The organism is Nostoc sp. KVJ20, assembly GCF_001712795.1.
Taxonomy (GTDB): Bacteria; Cyanobacteriota; Cyanobacteriia; order Cyanobacteriales; family Nostocaceae; genus Nostoc.
On the sequence record NZ_KV757658.1, the window covers coordinates 108,792 to 127,313 of the forward strand.

General features: G+C 40.4%; 19 protein-coding genes. 5 read left to right on the forward strand and 14 right to left on the reverse strand.

Translation table 11 applies throughout. From position 1 onward, the window contains the following. Positions 1 to 63: 63 nt before the first annotated feature. Both A4S05_RS24225 and A4S05_RS24230 read right to left on the reverse strand, forming a co-directional pair. On the reverse strand, positions 64 to 621 hold the full coding sequence (locus tag A4S05_RS24225) for a DUF192 domain-containing protein (RefSeq protein WP_069072334.1): 558 nt from the start codon (positions 619 to 621) through the stop codon (positions 64 to 66). A gap of 290 nt (positions 622 to 911) precedes the next feature. Continuing rightward, the gene (locus A4S05_RS24230) at positions 912 to 2,546 is read right to left on the reverse strand and encodes an ATP-binding protein (protein WP_069072335.1); all 1,635 of its coding nucleotides are present in this window, start codon (positions 2,544 to 2,546) and stop codon (positions 912 to 914) included. Positions 2,547 to 2,728: 182 nt separating this feature from the next. Here A4S05_RS24230 and A4S05_RS24235 point away from each other — a divergent pair, with 182 nt between their 5' ends. Then, the gene (locus tag A4S05_RS24235) at positions 2,729 to 3,307 is read left to right on the forward strand and encodes a hypothetical protein (protein ID WP_069072336.1); all 579 of its coding nucleotides are present in this window, start codon (positions 2,729 to 2,731) and stop codon (positions 3,305 to 3,307) included. A gap of 121 nt (positions 3,308 to 3,428) precedes the next feature. Here the strand turns inward: A4S05_RS24235 and A4S05_RS24240 are convergent, their stop codons facing one another. The 10 genes from A4S05_RS24240 to A4S05_RS24280 all read right to left on the reverse strand — a co-directional run bounded on the left by A4S05_RS24240 (position 3,429) and on the right by A4S05_RS24280 (position 14,536). After that, positions 3,429 to 4,853, reverse strand: a complete 1,425-nt coding sequence (locus A4S05_RS24240; protein WP_218107977.1) for a hypothetical protein — start codon at positions 4,851 to 4,853, stop codon at positions 3,429 to 3,431. Beyond that, complete coding sequence (locus A4S05_RS24245) at positions 4,834 to 8,574, reverse strand: DEAD/DEAH box helicase (RefSeq protein ID WP_218107978.1); 3,741 nt, start codon at positions 8,572 to 8,574, stop codon at positions 4,834 to 4,836. Before A4S05_RS24245 ends, A4S05_RS24240 begins: the two co-directional genes overlap by 20 nt. A gap of 967 nt (positions 8,575 to 9,541) precedes the next feature. Next, a complete protein-coding gene (locus A4S05_RS24255) occupies positions 9,542 to 9,991 on the reverse strand; it encodes a hypothetical protein (protein ID WP_069072337.1) in 450 nt (149 codons plus the stop codon). Positions 9,992 to 10,423: 432 nt separating this feature from the next. Further along, entirely contained in the window at positions 10,424 to 11,026 is a 603-nt protein-coding gene (locus A4S05_RS24260) for a siphovirus Gp157 family protein (RefSeq protein WP_069072338.1), read from the reverse strand. 87 nt (positions 11,027 to 11,113) lie between these two features. Then, positions 11,114 to 11,281 (reverse strand): hypothetical protein, encoded by a 168-nt coding sequence (locus A4S05_RS41950; protein WP_176727085.1) that lies wholly within the window; start codon positions 11,279 to 11,281, stop codon positions 11,114 to 11,116. 505 nt (positions 11,282 to 11,786) lie between these two features. Beyond that, positions 11,787 to 12,326: a hypothetical protein gene (locus A4S05_RS24265; RefSeq protein ID WP_069072339.1), complete on the reverse strand. Its 540-nt coding sequence runs from the start codon at positions 12,324 to 12,326 to the stop codon at positions 11,787 to 11,789. A 22-nt stretch (positions 12,327 to 12,348) separates the two neighbouring features. Further along, positions 12,349 to 12,897 (reverse strand): GNAT family N-acetyltransferase, encoded by a 549-nt coding sequence (locus tag A4S05_RS24270; protein WP_069072340.1) that lies wholly within the window; start codon positions 12,895 to 12,897, stop codon positions 12,349 to 12,351. Between the two features lie 27 nt (positions 12,898 to 12,924). Next, the gene (locus tag A4S05_RS43545; RefSeq protein WP_256091127.1) at positions 12,925 to 13,224 is read right to left on the reverse strand and encodes a hypothetical protein; all 300 of its coding nucleotides are present in this window, start codon (positions 13,222 to 13,224) and stop codon (positions 12,925 to 12,927) included. Further along, positions 13,194 to 13,433 carry a hypothetical protein gene (locus A4S05_RS43550; protein WP_256091128.1) on the reverse strand — a complete coding sequence of 80 codons (240 nt, stop codon included), beginning with the start codon at positions 13,431 to 13,433 and terminating at the stop codon, positions 13,194 to 13,196. The genes A4S05_RS43545 and A4S05_RS43550 overlap by 31 nt, the downstream gene beginning before the upstream one ends. Before the next feature lie 176 nt (positions 13,434 to 13,609). Beyond that, on the reverse strand, positions 13,610 to 14,536 hold the full coding sequence (locus A4S05_RS24280) for an AraC family transcriptional regulator (protein ID WP_069072341.1): 927 nt from the start codon (positions 14,534 to 14,536) through the stop codon (positions 13,610 to 13,612). A gap of 240 nt (positions 14,537 to 14,776) precedes the next feature. Here A4S05_RS24280 and A4S05_RS24285 point away from each other — a divergent pair, with 240 nt between their 5' ends. The 4 genes from A4S05_RS24285 to A4S05_RS24300 are packed head-to-tail and all read left to right on the forward strand — an operon-like array spanning position 14,777 to position 17,748. Further along, the gene (locus tag A4S05_RS24285; RefSeq protein WP_176727086.1) at positions 14,777 to 15,853 is read left to right on the forward strand and encodes an alpha/beta hydrolase; all 1,077 of its coding nucleotides are present in this window, start codon (positions 14,777 to 14,779) and stop codon (positions 15,851 to 15,853) included. Positions 15,854 to 15,899: 46 nt separating this feature from the next. After that, positions 15,900 to 16,397, forward strand: coding sequence for a cyclophilin-like fold protein (locus A4S05_RS24290; RefSeq protein ID WP_218107979.1), 498 nt, complete (start codon positions 15,900 to 15,902; stop codon positions 16,395 to 16,397). A gap of 19 nt (positions 16,398 to 16,416) precedes the next feature. Beyond that, the gene (locus tag A4S05_RS24295; RefSeq protein ID WP_084227242.1) at positions 16,417 to 16,932 is read left to right on the forward strand and encodes a (R)-mandelonitrile lyase; all 516 of its coding nucleotides are present in this window, start codon (positions 16,417 to 16,419) and stop codon (positions 16,930 to 16,932) included. Between the two features lie 45 nt (positions 16,933 to 16,977). Further along, complete coding sequence (locus A4S05_RS24300) at positions 16,978 to 17,748, forward strand: SDR family oxidoreductase (protein ID WP_069072342.1); 771 nt, start codon at positions 16,978 to 16,980, stop codon at positions 17,746 to 17,748. A gap of 107 nt (positions 17,749 to 17,855) precedes the next feature. Here A4S05_RS24300 and A4S05_RS43555 read toward each other — a convergent pair whose 3' ends face one another. Together A4S05_RS43555 and A4S05_RS43560 are read right to left on the reverse strand one after the other, a co-directional pair. Continuing rightward, positions 17,856 to 18,173, reverse strand: coding sequence for an HNH endonuclease (locus A4S05_RS43555; protein WP_370684483.1), 318 nt, complete (start codon positions 18,171 to 18,173; stop codon positions 17,856 to 17,858). Then, complete coding sequence (locus A4S05_RS43560; protein WP_370684485.1) at positions 18,130 to 18,417, reverse strand: group II intron maturase-specific domain-containing protein; 288 nt, start codon at positions 18,415 to 18,417, stop codon at positions 18,130 to 18,132. Before A4S05_RS43560 ends, A4S05_RS43555 begins: the two co-directional genes overlap by 44 nt. Positions 18,418 to 18,522 lie beyond the last annotated feature (105 nt).

The window sequence follows — 18,522 nt, forward strand, 5'->3', positions numbered from 1 at the left end:
ATGAGGTAGTGTAATTACGGTGGTTTACCGTTAATTTACCGAGTGAAATAAATTGTCCGTCAACTAATTCTGCGTTTGATTTGGGTTGAAGTCGAGATGGAGCTTCTTGCCTACTTTGAGGTTGAGGGTTTTGGTACTGTTAGCAGGTAGTTCGATAACTTGGTTAACAGGATAAATGGAATCGTACTTAGGACAGGTTTTTGTTTTGCAGGGGGGAGCCGCCTCTACGATTGATTTAATAACTCCGTCTTGGAGAAATATCATATCTAAAGGAATATACGTATCCTGCATCCAAAGTTTAACTTTTTCAGGTTTGTTGAGGACAAATAGCATTCCGTGATTTTCGGGAATAGAGTCACGAAATTTGAGTCCGTGGGCATATTCTTTTCTATCGTCTGCTAGTTCGAGTTGAATTGTTTGATTATTGCTGGTAAAGGTTGCACCTATAGGTAGATACTGGGGCTGGCGAGTCCAAAAGTATAGTGGTAGGGGTGAGAGGGCAGCAGTAAAACCAGCAATTGGCCCAACGATATTGAGAATTTTGAAAAATAGGCTTTTTTCTGGATTTTGTGCTTGTTTAGTTTGAATGTTGGTTTGAGCGGTTTGTCTTGTGACTTCCATAGTTTTAGATAAATAAAGTAGTACAGTGGTTAGAAATGGCAAGCATTATTATCTGTTAAAATGTTTTGGCTACATTTGCTTTCGTTCAAACATAATGAAACTTTGAATTGATTTATGGAAACAGAATTCAGAAGTCAGGAGTTAGAATTCAGCATGAATTCTGTAGAACTGGCGGATGAATAACCTTTTTTTGACTCCACCAAATTTAAATTTGGTGGTCTTCAATCAGTGAAGGATTCAGACCCGCCACTGATTGATTCTGACTTCTGAATTCTTCTTGAAGATGTTTGCTAGCTAAAAATCTCGATGTTGCCAACAGCAAACTTGCTTTCATCGAGGGGACTACTAGGTAAAGCTTGTTGGTCAGCTTTGTTACGCATCGACTCGACTTTATCGGCTTCGCGGATGGCAAGTGGGTTAATCTGGCGGCGTTCTTCTAGTAATGCCTCGATTGTTAGTTCAAGTGTGGGGACTTGGCTTTCTGAGTAGGTATCTTCTGTTATTGTTTCGCAGAATATGGTACTAGCGGCGCGTTCTACAATTGTCTGGATTTCTGCACCTACACACCGATTGGTGGCTTTAAGAATTCTGCGCCACTGTTCCTCGCTCCAGGGGTCGCCGCCATTGCGAAAACGTTCGTCAAATCGGGCAGCGTGCAGTTTGAAGATACTATATCTTTCCCCATTATTGGGCAGGTCTACTTTAAATAAATAGTCAAACCGTCCAGCACGGGTGAGTTCGGGTGGCAGCCATTCCATTCGGTTGACTGAGGCGATGACCAGTACATCTGACGTGCGCTCTTGCATCCATGTCAGCAGCTGGCCAGCAAGCCGTTTGGCGAGGTCATCATCCCCAGCGAAGCCTTTATCAAAGTCGTCGAAGTACAAAATTACTTGATTGAGCCTATCTGCCAGTCGCAACAAGCGTTTAAGTTTCATTTCTGCTTGGTTGCCAAAACTTCTAAAGTTGCCCCAATCGACCATGATGAGGGGAATACCCATATTCTGGGAACAGGCTTTTGCTGAGTGTGATTTTCCTGTCCCCGGTGGACCCACAAGCATAATCCCTTTGGGTACACGCAGATTATATTGTTTGGCACGCGGGGTAAGCAATCGCTTGAACTTTTTGAATGACTGCTGCATGAGTTCCAATCCCCCAAGTTGGACTTTTGGCGGAGGTAAGAATTCGATGTCATACAAGCGGTTGAGCAGTTGAATTTTTTTTGATAGCAGAAGCTTGGCTATCTCACTGGAATTTCCTAAATCATGATTTTTACTAATATCGTTTAGGCAATACATAATATCAGAAATATACAAACCAGCACTAGCGTTAGCAATTTCTAAATAGTCTTGTTCCGTATATGTGAAAGAAAATTTTTTGCTTTTAATTAAACTATCAATAATTTCTTGTGCGTCTGGTAGTTCTTGACTCCATAGGGGAATTTCTGCCGCTATTTCGCTTGCTATCTCGGCGTTGGCTCCTAGTAATATAGTAGTTTTACCACTATCTCTTGTATAAAATTTGAGATTGATTAACGACGACTTCATCCATTCTGATATAATAAAATCGATTTCTTTCGGTGTATCTTCTTTTATCCAAGGGAAGATATTCTCAATGATTAATACTCCCTTGCCAGAATAAATTTTCCAGAAATTGAGTACTTGAAAATAGTCTTCTTTATTTTGTTTTATCGAAGGTTTATAGTCGTCAAACTCTCGAAGAACGAGATTTTCTTCGGCGCTGACGGCTAGTTCTTTAATACTGTCCTCGCTGAGATTCCAAATGTAGGCTTTTTTGCCTGCTTGCTGACAGTAAGTAGTGATTCGGGTGAGGAGGCGGTGACGTTCTTGGAGGGGAGATTCGCAGGCGATGATTGGATAGTTGTCCGCAAGAAGGTCTTCTAGATAGTCAAAGCTAGACTTCATCTCAGTTGCTTGTAGCGTACTCAGAAGTAATCTTATCCAGAAGAGATGCTGTACGAGAACTGATAATTTTCTAATTCTTGCGTCCATAAATTAGAAAAAAGTTGATTTACTTTCAGTATTTTGTTGATTGTGTAATCGCGTTGTGAATTTAGATAATTGCAGTATGAAGAGTTAGTGCAAGTATGGCAAAGACACCAGAATATCCAATTGTTGTTATCCCAGAGTTAGTTAAAGAAAAAAAACAGTTTACCCCTTTAGTTTTTCCTTCTGGACAGGGAGATGCACCAATCGGGGCAAGTGAGGGGCTGTTTGAAAATGTTCTCAAACACTATTTTGGTGAAATTGTTTCTCCCCAGCAGGTGATGCTTCCTCCAGGGCATCGACTACCATTTACGGCTGATTTTCTTATTATTGAACCAAATACTGGCTTACACATAGATTTGGAGGTCGATGAGCCAATTTCGTTTGCAACTCTTAAGCCTACCCACTGTATCGGCGAGGATGATTACAGGAACAAGTGTTTTGTCGATGCCAACTGGCTAGTCATCCGGTTTGCAGAAGAACAAGTCTCGTCTCAGCCAGAACGCTGCGCTCGATTTCTTGCTGGTGCGATCGCCCAACTGACAGATAATAATACTTATCGCCAGAAGCTACTTCATGTAGATAAAGTTACTCCTATGCGTCAGTGGTCTGCACATCAAGCTTCCAAATTAAAGAAGAGTGATTACCGCCAAGGCTATCTTGGCCAAAGGAAGAACTAAGGATGTGAATATTCGATACAACAATATTAGTGAGAGCTATTAGCATTATTTTCCCATCACAATAAACCTTAAAAATGTTGAGTTTTATTGCGTCAACCTAAATGATGAGTCGGCGACCATACTAATCTTCTACCAGTCTTGGATCGGGAATACCCCACAGTCGTTCAGCTTTATCTATAGGATCTTCATATTCTGGTTCATATCCATAGTAATCCGATACACTTTGCGGCTTAAAACCCGACGAAATTTTCTCAAAGTTAAAATAATGTTGCTTTTGTTGTCTACAGTCAAATCTCTCCAATGACTTCCAAGGCATTTCGTTGGATGTTTCTGAATCCCATGCCTTTTCAAAGCGAGCGGTGGAATATTCCTCGTCATCCTTGTATTTCCTGGCATACAATGTTGCAATTTTATTTTTGGCAATTTGAAGTTGCATATTCTTATCTAATCTATTGAATTCATCCGAGCCATACTCTACAATTCCGGCGAAGAAGGTTCTAATATAAACCCAAGGCATTTTTATCCAGTCATAGCCTAAAACTCGTCCATCATGATATTCGACAACCACATCACTTCCACCAGGTATGTGTGAAAGTATGTTTGTTCGATATCTACGGTCAACCCACAATATCAGATGAGCGAGACGTTGTGGCAAACCTATGTAAACTCGTTCAGGTTCGATAGACCTTATTGGGTTTTGTCTTACCAAAATATCTGGAATATTAGACTCCCTTCGAGATGTTATAACCTCATTAGGAATTGTGGGACTTAATAAACTCGCCAATTTCTCTAAGCTGAATTGCTCTTGATTTTTTAGAGATGTCAGCCTATTAGAAATTTCTTGCACTTCATGTTCGTCAACAAAAGCTTTTACTAAATGCTCTCCACTTAATCCATTTTGGAAAACTAACAAGCCTATTAATTTAAAAACTTTTTTAGATTCTATCTCTTGATATCCTGTTACAACTTTTTCCTGATCATGGCAAAAAAAACTTTGTAAAGCTTCCAGGTTTAAGCGTGACTGTGTATTAAATTCATTTTCTAAATCGCTTAAATCATCTAATCTCTTTAGAGCAAAGGGGGCATTCTTAAAAGGGGTGATGTTAAAACTCAAATTTCCAGTTAAAGCATCGTCAATAGCATATATCTGTTGAGTAGATTTAGGCTTGAGAATAGAGTTTTTATCGGTAAATAATTTTTTCGTGGCAGGCTTTACCATAATCGTGGATTCAGAACTAATCACCAAATTGTTATAAGCCTGAAGTGTTGCAGTCGTATTTCGCACAAACATGGGATCAATACCCAGCATATCAGCTATTTCAGTTTCTGTCGGAGAAGGAATAATATCAAGAGCAGATCGCAAGACAAATTCCTCAAATATATCTACCTTGCGGGGTTCATTTACTGTTACTTGTAAGGTTGTTTGATTCAGACTGTAGCGAAGATAGCCTCCTCCTATGAATGAAAGTTGATTTTGTAATTGAAATTGTTCTACTAATTTATTTAATTGAGAATCAATTGGTTGGTCAGAGAAGGCTGGACACATCTATAAAACCTCTATAACGTTCAACAACGTTTGATACTTCTTGGTAGATAGGAATGCTTGTAAAAAGGTTATGACATCCCACAATTATCAGTAATTCTTTTGCTCTAGAAAAGGCTACATTAACCCGTTCAGGCGTTTTAGCAAATCCAACTCTTCCTTGATTGTTATTACGAACCATGCTAACAATGACAACAGCTTTTTCCATTCCCTGAAATCTATCAACTGTTCCAGTGCGAATATCAAGGTTAGAAAAACGGTGTTCATGGGAAATGCGTCTATCAATAAGTCTCAACTGAGCGCCATAGAAGGTGATAATACCTATCTCTTTTTTGGGTTCCCCTTTAGCAACTTTGGCAGCCCAAGTTGTGTTCATCTGCTCGCACAATTTTTCTATCCAATCAACTTCCTTCTCGTTTTGATAAGAAGTTCCTGTTCGGTTTTCTCTAAAATTGGGATCAGAAGGTATTTTCACCCAAATTATATGCTGATCTTCCTTAATAAGTTGACCTGCTAAATTATGTGCGCGTTGGTTGTCAGGATCGGGAAGTCCGCAGGTTAATCCGCCATCACCCTCATTATAAAACTGGTTGATTGCTTCCATAATCTGAGGGTGCATCCTATACTGGATGTTCAGCCTTCGCGTTATCCCTGTTTGTCCATTTTTTGCTGCTTCAAATTGAAGTTTAAACCAAGAATCTTCTAAAAATTGCACACTATCTCTAGGAATTGAAAGTTCTTCGGCTATTTCATCTAAATTTCCCTCATCAAGGATAGGTGGTAACTGGCGATAGTCGCCAATCATTACAACTTTTTTGCCTTTGAGTGCTGGTATTAGCAATTCTGGAGGAGTGCTTTTACTGACTTCATCAATAATTACAACATCGAATTGGCTGAATTTTTGAGAAAAATTCCATTTCGCTGCTTTGATGCAGGTAATTCCCACAACATTAACATTCTCTAAATATTTTCGGCTGATTGATTCGAGGTCTTCCTCTGATGGTTGGCGTAACCTGGCAATCCAATCCCGCATGGTATACCCATATTGGTCAAGGTAAGACGAGGCTTTAGCTAGGTGATCTTTCCAAGGTTCAAAATGTTGTTGAACACTTGTTAAAAAATCAGAGTTGAATAATTCTGTAGTAGGAATATCTGTTTTTAGATAATTTGGAATAGACTGCCAAATGTTTTGCCACCAATTCCTTTGATTGTTTAAATTTTCTTGCAATATTTGTATCTCTTTATAGTGTTCAGCAATCTGCTTGTCTAATTCTGCGATCTCCTGAACAATACGTTCTCTCTGGTGCTGTAATTCATCTATTTGAAGTTGGAAATAATCGTTAATATTAAAAAGTACAACAAATGGATATTGAGTATTATGTAAATTACTTTTATCTGTTTCTAGTTTATTTATTTCTGTATTTTTTTGAGACTGCAATCCCTTCAATAATGCCTGGAGTTTTGTTGTAATTTCAATAAGATATTTTGCCGCAATACTATTCAATTTTAATTCAATATTGCTAGGCTTATTTTGCTCTATTAAAATTTCATACTGCTGTTTAATCGCCTCTAGTTTAATCGCCGTTTTATAATGCTCTTGAGGCTCTTGAGATTGGTTAGACTGGCGAATAATCCTTTGGGTTATTTGTAAAAGTTGGCTGATAGTTTGCAAGGGTTGGGTACTGTCAATGCTAGATTTCAATTGATTAACACACAAAGAAATATGCGCCGCACTGGGTTTTTGATCGGCTAGATAATTTTTTGTCTGGAAAAATAGCCAATAGATGCGGTTAGCGACTTTGCAGATTTCATCCCAGTCCATACACTGGGTAATTAGTTGGTTAATTTCCCGCAGCAGGGGATCGCAAGTGTCTTTCCAAGGTAAGCCGTCAGGTTGAGCTTCTTTTGCAATGGACAGCCCTATTCTAGGCAAGTAAATCAAGTCTTCTGTAACAAATAAGCGCTGTTGTAAGTACTGCTTAAATAAGTTATAAATATTAGAGTTGGCATCCCTTGTCCATTCACTCAATTCATCGAGTGCTATTGCTATTTCAGACTGACGATTTTTTAAATTTTGAAGTGTTTTTGCCTGCTCTGCCACAAATATACTGTTAGATTCTAGTATATTATTTAACTGATTTTTTAGTAAATTAATTTGCTGATTTCGCGTTTCTAAAATTTCGTGTTCACTGTTTTTATTAAAACGGACTACCGCTAGTTTTGTTTGGCAATCTAGCAATTTTTTATGCTCTAATGGGAAGTTTATTTCAGCTTCTAAATAAACTCTGAATTTTTCTAATGATGTCAGTAGTGGATGCAAACCTTGAACAATTTGCTGCTGTTCCGATAAGTGGTTTTCACAGTTAATAGCAGTATTTTCCAACCACCTGTCAATCGCCCTGTGGGCTAAAAAGGGTTCTCCTTCTCTACCTACTCTGTTGCCTGCTTCTCCCTCTCGCAGAGGACGCAATACTGGGTGGTGAGCTAATCGACTGAGAGCGTTGTCTACTGCAAGGTTAGCTTGAGACGCAATCAGCGTGCGACCACCCCGACGTGCTACTTGATAACAGATTTCAGCAATTACTGTAGTTTTGCCTGTTCCTGGTGGCCCTTGTATTAAAACCAAATCTTCAGCAGCCAACACTGCTTCTACCGCCGCTATTTGAGTTTCATTAGCCTCAGAGAGCAACAAGTCTGCCTTTGAAAGTCGAGAACTTTCAGGTAGCGGTCTGGCTTTAGCGGCATCAAAGAAAAATTCCCCCAAATAACGATTTTGGGTGTGACCCTCTCGCAAGTCTCTTAAGGCTTGTTCCTGCCAGCGAATCTGAGTAAGGCTACCAACATCTTCAAAAAACAAAAATCCTGTAACGGGCAGCGCAAAATCTCCTCTGTTTAAGGAATCAGTTACCTGTACTTTTATCTGGTTCTTATTACTTTCGACTGTTTCGATTTCTCCCAATTTTTGCCCACGCCGATGATTTCCTAAGTCACTAGAGGTTCTAAACAACTGAACAAATTCGTTTCTAGCCCGTCCTGCTCGTTGCCAAAACTCATCTGGAGTCAGGGACACTGAACCATTACTTGTTGCTAAATCAACATTAAGGGTAAAGGTGATACGATTTTGGGATTCAGGATGGTTATGTCCAACAAAAGGCACACAAAATTGTCGTTGTTTAGCTGTACGGCTTTGAATCGCTAAATACTGTCCCCAACCTCTGATCTGATCCCTGGTAGGTACATGAGAGCCGCAGACTGGCATTGTTATTATCTGTGCAAATGCTTCTTGCGGAATCCCGATATCTTGTCTTACATTGGGCAAGAGATGAATAAGCCAAGCTGAAGAAAAAGCATCTATCTGTCCTTGTTCCGGGTCTACCAAATTAATTCTCTTTAACCCTAAACAGCCGTTACCGTCTTTACGCACACTTGCCGACACCTGTAATGTTTGCTGCTGTTCTTGCAGTTTGGTGGGAAGTTGAAAATCATCGTGGTCTGTTGCTATAGTTAGCTCCCAAATTTCGTATTCAGGTTGTGGCGCTTCTCTTTGTCTGCGAATATAAAACAAACAAGGCTCTGACCCTAGAAGCTCAGAGATTAGCTCGTCAGCGCGAATGTACCGATCTCTAAACTCAGGATAGGCATCAAGTGCACCTGAACCTTCGATTTGGCAGATAAAGCGATCGCTTGCTCCGTTTATGTAGCGATAACCCCAAGTTTCAGACATCACCTTTTCTCATAATCTAAATAACCTGTACTAAACCTGTTCAACAATTAGCTTTTAACCCTTGATTTATAAGGCTTCCAGGATAATTTTTGCATAATTCTACTAGTCAACTGCATTTAATCTCGCTGACCCACCCATTTTTAGTTGTTAGCTGTAGCGAATGGCATCTAATTATACAAAACTAATTGTTACTTGATTTTGGCTTACATTTACACGGGTGTCCACCGAGATTCCTACAAAATGAAGAATACTAGCTTTTGTTGTTGATCAAGGGCAATCGCTCTTGGAGGAGAGTGCCACAGCGATTGCCACTCTGGAACGAAAATATGGATTTAACATCATGAAGCACTCAGTAGCTACCTGATTTTAGGAGGAGATAATGGGAGATTTGTTAACTGTTGAACAGTCATCTGTTTGGTTGTAGGTACTTGATTTTTGTTTTTGTTAGATATCTGAAATTTGGATTTTTCAGTTAAGCTCTCGGTTTTAATTACACTGTGTTTTGTAGATGTAGTGCAGTTACAGTGTTTTTCAAAAGCGATAGATATATCTAGCAAGAATTGGAAAATAAAGAGAGTAGAAAATCCGTAAATAATAACGTAGAGAAGTCCTGTTAGGATATACTGTGCTAATTCCATTCTTTTAACTCGTGTTGATATAACTAGTAACTGGCTATTTTATGAAGCGATATGCCACCAGCTTTCTATTTAAGCGTTAGCTCGTGTGGTATTAAAAATATTTTTTTACAATTCTATCGGTTTTGATGTTATCCCAAAACCAGAAATATTTAATATTGGTAAATAAATTTTAATTATTTAGTTGTGGTTGGTGTCGGGAGTATTGATAACTTTCCCGGTAAGCAAAGTTTCAGCATCAAACTAAGTTTTGATACAGAAAGTATCAAACTGATGCAGGAATAGTGATAAGATAAATTTTGAGTTTGGTTTGGTTAGATGAACCTGTTTATCTATATGTACTTAATAACTGTTCTGATATTATCTACTAACTGTACTATCATACCCAAAATAGCTTTCCAGCCAAGTATTATCCCCCAAAAGCCGCTAACAAATAGACCAAATACTGACTTGAGGAAGATAACTCCCCTGTAATTTATCTCGATATTTGATTCAGCTTTGGTATAGATAAAACCATCCCCAATTTTATTTTCTAACTTCCTGATTTTTCGTTCTTCTTCTCTATCTCTTCTTTCTTCTTGTACCTTCCAACCCCAAGGGGCAAATCCCAAAATAATCGAAATTGGAAAATAGAATGGCCAGCTATATATGTAGCCAAGGGAAGCATAGATGATAAAGAAGGTTAGCCCCAAACCAGTACGCCAAACTAAACACCAGAGGATAAAAAAACTGTCGATAATAGCGTTACGGATAACTATACTTCGGTTTTTGTGATATGACATTTTAAGCTTGCTTCCGATAACTAATATTTAAGTTTTTATTTAGGGTGATTGCATCCCTTCAGATTAAACTTAAACTTAGCAGTAGTTTGAATTATCATATTGATAGTTGAAAATAGAAACTACCTAATCAATTGCAATTACCTATTTAGCCACACTAAATAAGGTTAAATATACCAACCTATCGTAACGATGTTTTTACCTAATCCGACATAGTTACTGTTGCTGTCATTGATATCTACAATTTCATCGATTATATCTTCACGGAGTTTAAATTCAGGCAAAGTTTTGATGATTTTTTGAAAAAGTTTAAAATGGTGCTATAGGTTAAAAAAAATAAAAATGATTAAGATTTGACCCTTAACCATTTGATGATATTTTTGTAAAATGATGGGATATACCTATGTTTGATTCACATGGTTGGGGCGTATGCCATTAGTTGTGGTTTTTCTTGTTGCGAGACTTACTACCTGATTGCACCTTAAACCGCACCTGCTTCCCGATACTTACCTCGGCAAGATTGCTAATATCTTTACCAGATTTATAAGCTTCAAGAATTGCCTTATTATTAGCTTGGTACTTAATAACTCTAAATTCATCAGGAAAATCTTCATCATCTACTTCTACTAGTAATTTAGCGACCTTTGGTGGGTTATCCCTGATTTCAATTACCCTTTCCTTACCGATGTTTTTGTCACTAATTAATCCAATCTCGTGCAGATGGATGAGGGTGCGCTTGATTTGTTCAAGTTGAGTTTTGCGACGTGAAATTACCAGGTCGTGGAGTTCGGCTACTCGCGCTTTTCTTTCCTCCCAGGTTTCAAGGTCAAGATTTAACTGGTCAACTACCCAGGCGATCGCATCGATTTTGGTTTCGATACCATTTTGAACACCTATAAGTTCTTGTAAGAGTTGTTCTACATTACCCTGTTCGCCTAACTCGCCTGCTTCTTCTATCTGTGACCAAAGTTTAGCAGCATCTAGGCTTAATTCTTTGAGAGTGAGTTGGTTGATTTCGCGTTCAATTGCTGAAGTCATAATTTACTTTTGATATAAAAAGCAACTAGCAGTTAGTTGCTACTAGTTGTTGACTAAGAAGAGTTGATGCTTGAAGGGAGATTGAATTTAGTATCCGTACTGCAAGTGATAGTAGTCTGATTTTTCTTGTGCTAATTCTGCTTCGTAGTCGTAGTAATCTGCTTCGCTTATGAAGGTGCTTTTTTGTTGAATTTGCTGTGCAGATTTTACTAATTGTTTGTTAGTTGTTGGGTTAGAACTCGTAGTACTTTTCATGTCTATACAACTTCAATTACTTCAACGAAGTTGTTGCGTCAGCAAATGTTGTGATGTTGACTTAGAAAGATGATATTTATCTTTTCACTTTCTCAAAACTATCTACTATTGAGTTGTTTTAAACTACTAGTTTTTCTACCACAAAGATAGTTGTCCTGGTGATACATTTCCCCGTCTGCGTGTATGAAACAGCATATGACAAGCTGTGCATAAAGCCGCGAGATTTTCTGCTCGGTTGTCCTCGGGCGTATAATTGCGGTGGTGAACCACTAACGTTTTAATGCTGCGTTCTCTACGATTTAATCCGTCCCTTTTATCAGTTGGACGTAAGCATTGCATACCGCAGCGCGTGCATTTCCAGTCTGATTTGGATTTGACCTCAAGTGCGATAGTATCCCAGTTTGAAGAATAGCGACTGCGGTTTTTACCAGTCATCAATCAGTTCCTTTTGGGTTGCAGAAAACTAATTTTGATTTAATTTTACCCGATATTATTGTGATTATATTTACGCAGAAAGTTTTCCGGAAAAATTCACCTGTGACATAACTTGTGTGCGTATTGAATTAGCAGCCTTCTCTGCAATTTCTTCTCTATCAGAATCAGTAAGAACTACTGCAAGTAGCGATTTGAGGACTTCGCGGTTAGATATAAACTCTTCACCGTATAAATCATCTTGCAACAAAGTAGCTTCCAAGTGAGGTATTAACTCAGGCGTAGGAGATAGCAACCGCTCTTTAATGCGTGCCCTTGCAGTCTCTGTTGCAGAAGTTGTACCTATACCTAAATCCCATGTTTCAATTATTAGCCTGACTTCGCGGTTAAGAGATACACGCAGCGTTGATAGACGACCAAATAAAGGAAGGTTGAGCATTAAAGGTGGTAATGCATTACCCCAATCCAAACCAGCGCCAATCGTGCAATTTGCTTCATCTTCGATGCAAACAGCCTCTTCGAGCCATCCTTCACCAAAAAGTAAATCTATAGCTTCTTGGGTTGTTATTGACTCGTTTGCCTCAGAATTATCCTTTTGCTGTTGATGATTCATAAAATTTTACCCGGATCAGCCCTTATCTTCGTCTCAATACACCATACTCAAAGTAGACTAAATTTTCATATTCTTCTTCCGAACCGCAGTTCAACATATTTTGTTTTTCATAAAATCCTTCAGACCTTGGTAAGGAATGCAACCCAATTCTACCTTCATACCCAAGCTCAACACTTCTAATTCTTGCGAAATTTAATAGTGCTTGACCAACACCTTTGAATTGAGGCGGACGCTGAATTTCTATTCGGTTAGTAGGGGCAGTGGCAATGCCATCAACATAAACTAGCCTCTTACCAACATTTAACCGAGAACCGTGCATTTGTGTTTCTATTATCATTAATCCTTGAGTTTTGTTTTCGCACTCAATTGCGTAACCTTCAAGATTTTCTTGATTGGAAATATATCTTAATTTGAATATCCAATCCCAGTATTTATCTTCTTGACTAAATAACCTTAAGCTTTCTACCCAATAATTGACATAATCATCAACATGTCTTTGGACTAAATCTACCAAATATGCTTCAACACTTGTATTATCAACACCCCTTTTTAACTCGATTTTTCGCTGCACCTAAAGCTCCTAATTGTCAACTGATTATTAAAGCTTGTGACTGCTATTTGACTGGTAGATAAAAGAGTAAATATGAATGCGTATATCAATAGCTTTATGCCAACCAGCAAGCACAGCATCATCTGAAATGTCTCCAAGAACTACCAAACCATCTTCTTTATGCATATAGTAAGGTAAAGGTTCAGCGCTCAACCAACCATAAGCAATGGCTTCTTGATCTCGCTCAACAATTGAAACTTCTAAACTTTGCTTGTATGTTGAATAGTAGTAAGGTAAATAGCAGGCTGGGTACTCTCTTAGAAATTCGTAACTGTATATGATTGCCAACGCAGTCGCTCCCCCTTGATTTCTTTATGATTAGCTTCTAGCCAATCATAGAGCTTTTTAGCTTGCCGCAATGCGTGGTCTTTGCCTGCAAAAACGACGTTGGGAAGAAAAATATCGCCGTCAAAATGCACCGCAACTTCAAATAAATCTTTATCTTCATCTTCTGCTTCTGTTACCTCAATGATTCCAGCCTTATATAGTTCGGTCATTTCCCTACATTGGTAGCTCTACCCCTACATGGTTAAAATTTTAGCTAGTTACAGAATAATCAGAACACTCTGTTGGTTCTAGCCCACCTATGAAACTAATCAACGCAAAGGGACACTAGAATTTCAACCAAATTATGAGGTGATGTCTTAAGTTCACTTCTTAAACTGTCCAATTCTTATTGGCCTAAATTGCTACGCAGCTTGGCGATGTCACGATGCGGGGGAATACCAAATAGTTTTTTATATTCCCGGCTGAAATATGAAGGGTCTTCATAACCGACGCGGAAGCTGGCGATCGCCACGTCTATGTTTTCGCCGAGCATCAGACGGCGCGCTTCCTGAAGCCGTATTTGTTTCTGGAACTGTAAAGGACTCATCGCCGTGACAGACTTAAAATGTTGGTGAAAGCCTGACACGCTCATGCCGATCTCGCGGGCTGTATCTTCGATTTTCAGAGGCTGATCAATATTCTCACGGATTTGCTTGACCACCCTGGAGATGCGCTGTGCGTCGCCTTCGGTAGTGATAAGCTGGCCCAGGCGTGCGCTCTGTTTTCCCTTTAAAAGCCGGTAGATGATCTCGCGGATGATGAGCGGCGCGAGAAACTTCATTTCGTCAGGCGTATCAAATAGTTTTACCAATTTGACGACCGCTTCCAGCAAATCGGCATCAACCGGGCTGACATCCATCGCTTTGACTCCAGTGCCACTTTTTTTAGTTTCGATGCCAGATTCAATCATCACCGCAGCTACAAGTGCCGGATCGAGGTCTATGCGAAGATTCAAATAAGGTTTTTCCTCGGACGCTTCGACGACATTACTCATAATCGGCAAATCAAGCGTCGAGATTAAGTAATGACCGGAATCATAGTGAAATAATTCATCGTTTAAAAGCACATCCTTGCTGCCCTGCGCGATGACGCAGAAGGCGGGCTTTAATACGGATACCTGGCTCTCGGTCGGTTTCGACGATTGATATATGAAAATGCCCGGAAACACTTCCAAAAGGCTGTTTTCGGGAGCGAGACGAATCATTCTTTCGATCAGCTCCTCCCGATTGATCTGCATCTTTCGCTTTTCAAATTCTGCTTCTTTTGCGTTCATAAATTTATATTAGACATTTTGTTTTTGTTCAGCACGTTGCACGGCGATTTTTTGGAGAATTGTCCGGTTTTTTTCAATGAACGTCCTAACGCTATCCGTTTTCACGCCTGCATAATTGAACTCATACAGCAAACGGTAGAAACCCTGGTGATAAAACCAGATTGATATTTGGAGAAATTTCAGATTAATAGAGCAACAATTTCAATCTGTAAATCTCACAATCAAAAGGGGAGAAATTATATGAAATATATATTAATTTTAGCAATGTTAGCTCCTATGATAAGCGGGCAAGCTTACACACAAACAGAACAAAAAGGACAATCAGAAAAAACAAAACAAATGGAACAAATAACACCAAAGGGATATACCACTTTTCAGGTAAGCGACAACGTTACGATGTATAAGGTTACTTTTAAAAACCAATACAAAATGAATGTTGCGGGACATCTATTTATTCCCAAGAATTTAGATCAGAGTAAAAAACATTCGGCGATCATTGTTGGGCATCCTATGGGAGCGGTAAAAGAACAAAGTGCCAACGTGTATGCTGCAAATATGGCTGAACGAGGGTTTGTGACTTTATCTGTTGACTTGTCTTTCTGGGGTGAGAGTGAGGGCGAACCACGCAACGCTGTTGCGCCTGATATTTATTCTGAAGATTTCAGTGCAGCAGTTGACTTTCTTGGCACCCGTCCATTTGTTGACAGAAACAGAATCGGAATAATTGGAGTTTGTGGTAGCGGAAGCTTTGTTATCAGTGCCGCTAAGATTGATCCGCGAATGAAAGCTGTTGCCACAGTCAGTATGTATGACATGGGAGCAGCGAGCCGCAATGCGCTTAATCTTTCGCAAACCCTAGAGCAGAGAAAGAAACTTATAGCTGAGGCTGCGGAGCAGCGTTACGCAGAGTTTACCGGCGGCGAAACCAAATATACGGGCGGGACTGTTCATAAGTTGGATGAAAACACTCATCCTATTCAGCGTGAATTTTATGAATTCTACCGCACTCCGCGAGGTGACTATACCCCAAAGGGAGGGTCGCCGGAACTGACGACGCATCCGACATTGAGCAGTAACACTAAGTTTATGAACTTTTATCCGTTCAATGACATTGAAACGATTTCCCCTCGTCCGATGCTTTTCATTACGGGTGATAAGGCTCACTCAAAAGAGTTTAGTGAGGATGCTTACAAACGCGCAGCCGAACCGAAAGAACTGGTTATTGTTCCGAATGCCGGACACGTTGATTTATACGACAAAACCGATCTGATTCCTTTTGACAAGCTGGAAGGCTTTTTCAAAACGAATCTAAAGTAATCAGGAAGCAGAAACCAAGAAGTCGTTTCACTTTGAAAAAAGACGAATGAGCAATATGAAATTCTTAATCGTAATGATGTTTTCAGCAACATTTCTTTTCGGCAGCTCCGTCGGTTGCAGTCAAGACCAATCGGCATTTGCTGGTAATACGAATATTAATAATCAAAGCAGTAATGCTGCCAACGAGACTAAAGGCAATAAGATAAAGATTAAAATCGGGTCAAAGACTTTCAATGCCACACTCTTTGACAATGCGACGGCAAACGCTTTCAAAGCGATGCTGCCGTTGACGCTGAAGATGGATGAACTGAACGGCAACGAGAAAAAATATGATTTCTCGAACAATTTGCCGACCGACTCTTCCAATCCCAAAACAATCAACAAAGGCGATCTGATGGTTTGGGGAAGCAATACCTTAGTGCTTTTCTATAAAACATTTCCGACGCAATATAGTTATACAAAACTCGGACGGATGGACGATCTTTCAGGGCTTGAAGCCGCAGTAGGATCAGGAAACGTAACGGTGACGTTTGAATTGGAGTAATCACCGGGAGAATAAAATTATGAAAAATATAACAATCGGATTGATATTATGCGCGGCACTTTTTTTAGCCGTTGGATGCAGCAATCAGCAATCGGCTAATACGGAGCAAACAAAAATGGAAAAGGCGGAAAATAAAACTGAAAACACGATTTTTCCGAAGGGCGAAAAAGCCCCGGCGGAAACTTTTACGGGAACGGTTTATGTGCAGCCACTCGCTCCAAAAACCGAAAACAATAATTTTTCAATCGCCAGTGTGACCTTCGAGCCGGGCGCACGGGCAAACTGGCACAACCATCCGGCAGGACAAACTATACTCGTGACGATGGGCAAAGGGCTTTATCAAGAAAAAGGCAAACCCATCAAAACGATTAACAAAGGCGATGTAATTCTTTGCAATCCCGACATTGAACACTGGCACGGCGCATCACCCGAATCTCCGATGACGCACGTTGTAATTACCAACTACAAAGGCGACAGTCAGGTGAATTGGCTCAAGCCTGTGACGGACGAGGAATATAAAGCTGACGCGAAATGACGGCTTTCAGAAATCTTGATTGGAATAAAAGTTAGGAGTTCAAAAATGACAACGAACGAGAATGGAAAGTATACAGGAAAAGTTGCGTTTGTAACCGGAGCAGCGAACGGCATCGGTCGAGCTACGGCGCTGGCATTTGCCCGTGAGGGCGCTAATGTAGTGGTCGCCGACGTTTCAGAACAGGGCAATCAAGAAACAGCACACATGATCGAACAACTCGGCTCCCGAGCGATCGCCGTCAAGTGCGATGTGACGCGAACCGAGGACGTAAAGGCAGCTCTTTCCAAGACCATCGAGGCCTTCGGACGGTTGGACTTTGCCTTTAACAACGCCGGTGTGGAGCAGAAGAATGCAGCAACAGCCCAAATCGAAGAGTCAGAGTGGGATCGGATCGTCAACATTAACCTGCGCGGCGTTTTTCTGTGCATGAAGTATGAAATTCCGCTGCTACTCAAGCAAGGCGGCGGCGCGATCGTGAACACATCATCGGGTGCCGGCGTCATAGGTATCAAGGGCGGAGCCGCATACACCGCCGCAAAACACGGCTTGATCGGACTCACCAAGTCGGCAGCTCTCGACTACGCCTCGCAGAACATCCGCATCAACGCCGTCTGTCCTGGCTATATCGACACGTCGATGATGGATCGCTTCACCGGCGGCACTCCTGAAGGACGAGAACAGGTAATCTCAGAGGAACCGATTGGAAGGATGGGACAGCCCGAAGAGATCGCCAATGCCGTGGTCTGGCTGTGTTCGGATGCGTCTTCCTTTGTTGTCGGGCACGCCTTGGTCGTTGATGGCGGTCAAACCGTGTAGTGAAATCCCAATTGGCATCACTGTGGTCGGGTAGCAGGATTATATCGCTATAATCCCGCCCCCTCAGAACCGGACTTGCGCCTTGCAACGCATCCGGCTCAAGCAAGTCATAAACTACAAATTGCTCCAGAATGTATTTGCTGATGGCAGTACAGATGTACGAGTTGTAGGTTGCCGTAATTGTCACCACCACCCTGAGATTTTGGCTTTTTATGATGAAGATGTAACTCCTCATCATTTAATAGGGATTCCCCGCATACAGGACAGACATATTGTTGCCTTTGGGCTATCTTCTGCCTACTTTTGATTAATTCGGATTTAGTTTTAGCTTCTTGCCGTTTAATCCAGTAGTCCCTTAATTTTGGGTCATCGGGTGATGATTTACCTTGTGACTTGAATGTGCCTTTCAATCTTGAACCAAGCAAATTTCAATATATAGGCTCCGGTTTGTTTATTACCAAAAACCCATCGCTCAAATGGTCTATCAAGATTTAGATTTCCCCAGTATTTAGCCTTACGCCAGCTATCGGATTTATTTCGATGAGTGCGTTTGGCATACATTTTCTGTTTCTCATATAACCAGTGGTCAAGAGAATTGAAAATTTTCGAGGCTACTCCAACTCGGAAGTAATTCGCTTGTCCCCGAATAATCGGGTTGAGCTTTTTAATGACTGCATCTACTGACTTACCTTTACAGTTAAACCTGCCTCAACAAGGATTCATTTACATTCACCCATCCAATCTTTCCTTTGCCCGGTTACATTTTTAGGCTAA

Excerpts from the sequence above, each read along its gene's own strand:
- A4S05_RS24225 (WP_069072334.1), bottom strand. The coding sequence starts at position 621 with ATGGAAGTCACAAGACAAACCGCTCAAACCAACATTCAAACTAAACAA.
- A4S05_RS24230 (WP_069072335.1), bottom strand. The coding sequence starts at position 2,546 with ATGAAGTCTAGCTTTGACTATCTAGAAGACCTTCTTGCGGACAACTAT.
- A4S05_RS24235 (WP_069072336.1), top strand. The coding sequence starts at position 2,729 with ATGGCAAAGACACCAGAATATCCAATTGTTGTTATCCCAGAGTTAGTT.
- A4S05_RS24240 (WP_218107977.1), bottom strand. The coding sequence starts at position 4,853 with ATGTGTCCAGCCTTCTCTGACCAACCAATTGATTCTCAATTAAATAAA.
- A4S05_RS24245 (WP_218107978.1), bottom strand. The coding sequence starts at position 8,574 with ATGTCTGAAACTTGGGGTTATCGCTACATAAACGGAGCAAGCGATCGC.
- A4S05_RS24255 (WP_069072337.1), bottom strand. The coding sequence starts at position 9,991 with ATGTCATATCACAAAAACCGAAGTATAGTTATCCGTAACGCTATTATC.
- A4S05_RS24260 (WP_069072338.1), bottom strand. The coding sequence starts at position 11,026 with ATGACTTCAGCAATTGAACGCGAAATCAACCAACTCACTCTCAAAGAA.
- A4S05_RS41950 (WP_176727085.1), bottom strand. The coding sequence starts at position 11,281 with ATGAAAAGTACTACGAGTTCTAACCCAACAACTAACAAACAATTAGTA.
- A4S05_RS24265 (WP_069072339.1), bottom strand. The coding sequence starts at position 12,326 with ATGAATCATCAACAGCAAAAGGATAATTCTGAGGCAAACGAGTCAATA.
- A4S05_RS43550 (WP_256091128.1), bottom strand. The coding sequence starts at position 13,433 with ATGACCGAACTATATAAGGCTGGAATCATTGAGGTAACAGAAGCAGAA.
- A4S05_RS24280 (WP_069072341.1), bottom strand. The coding sequence starts at position 14,536 with ATGAACGCAAAAGAAGCAGAATTTGAAAAGCGAAAGATGCAGATCAAT.
- A4S05_RS24285 (WP_176727086.1), top strand. The coding sequence starts at position 14,777 with ATGAAATATATATTAATTTTAGCAATGTTAGCTCCTATGATAAGCGGG.
- A4S05_RS24290 (WP_218107979.1), top strand. The coding sequence starts at position 15,900 with ATGAGCAATATGAAATTCTTAATCGTAATGATGTTTTCAGCAACATTT.
- A4S05_RS24295 (WP_084227242.1), top strand. The coding sequence starts at position 16,417 with ATGAAAAATATAACAATCGGATTGATATTATGCGCGGCACTTTTTTTA.
- A4S05_RS24300 (WP_069072342.1), top strand. The coding sequence starts at position 16,978 with ATGACAACGAACGAGAATGGAAAGTATACAGGAAAAGTTGCGTTTGTA.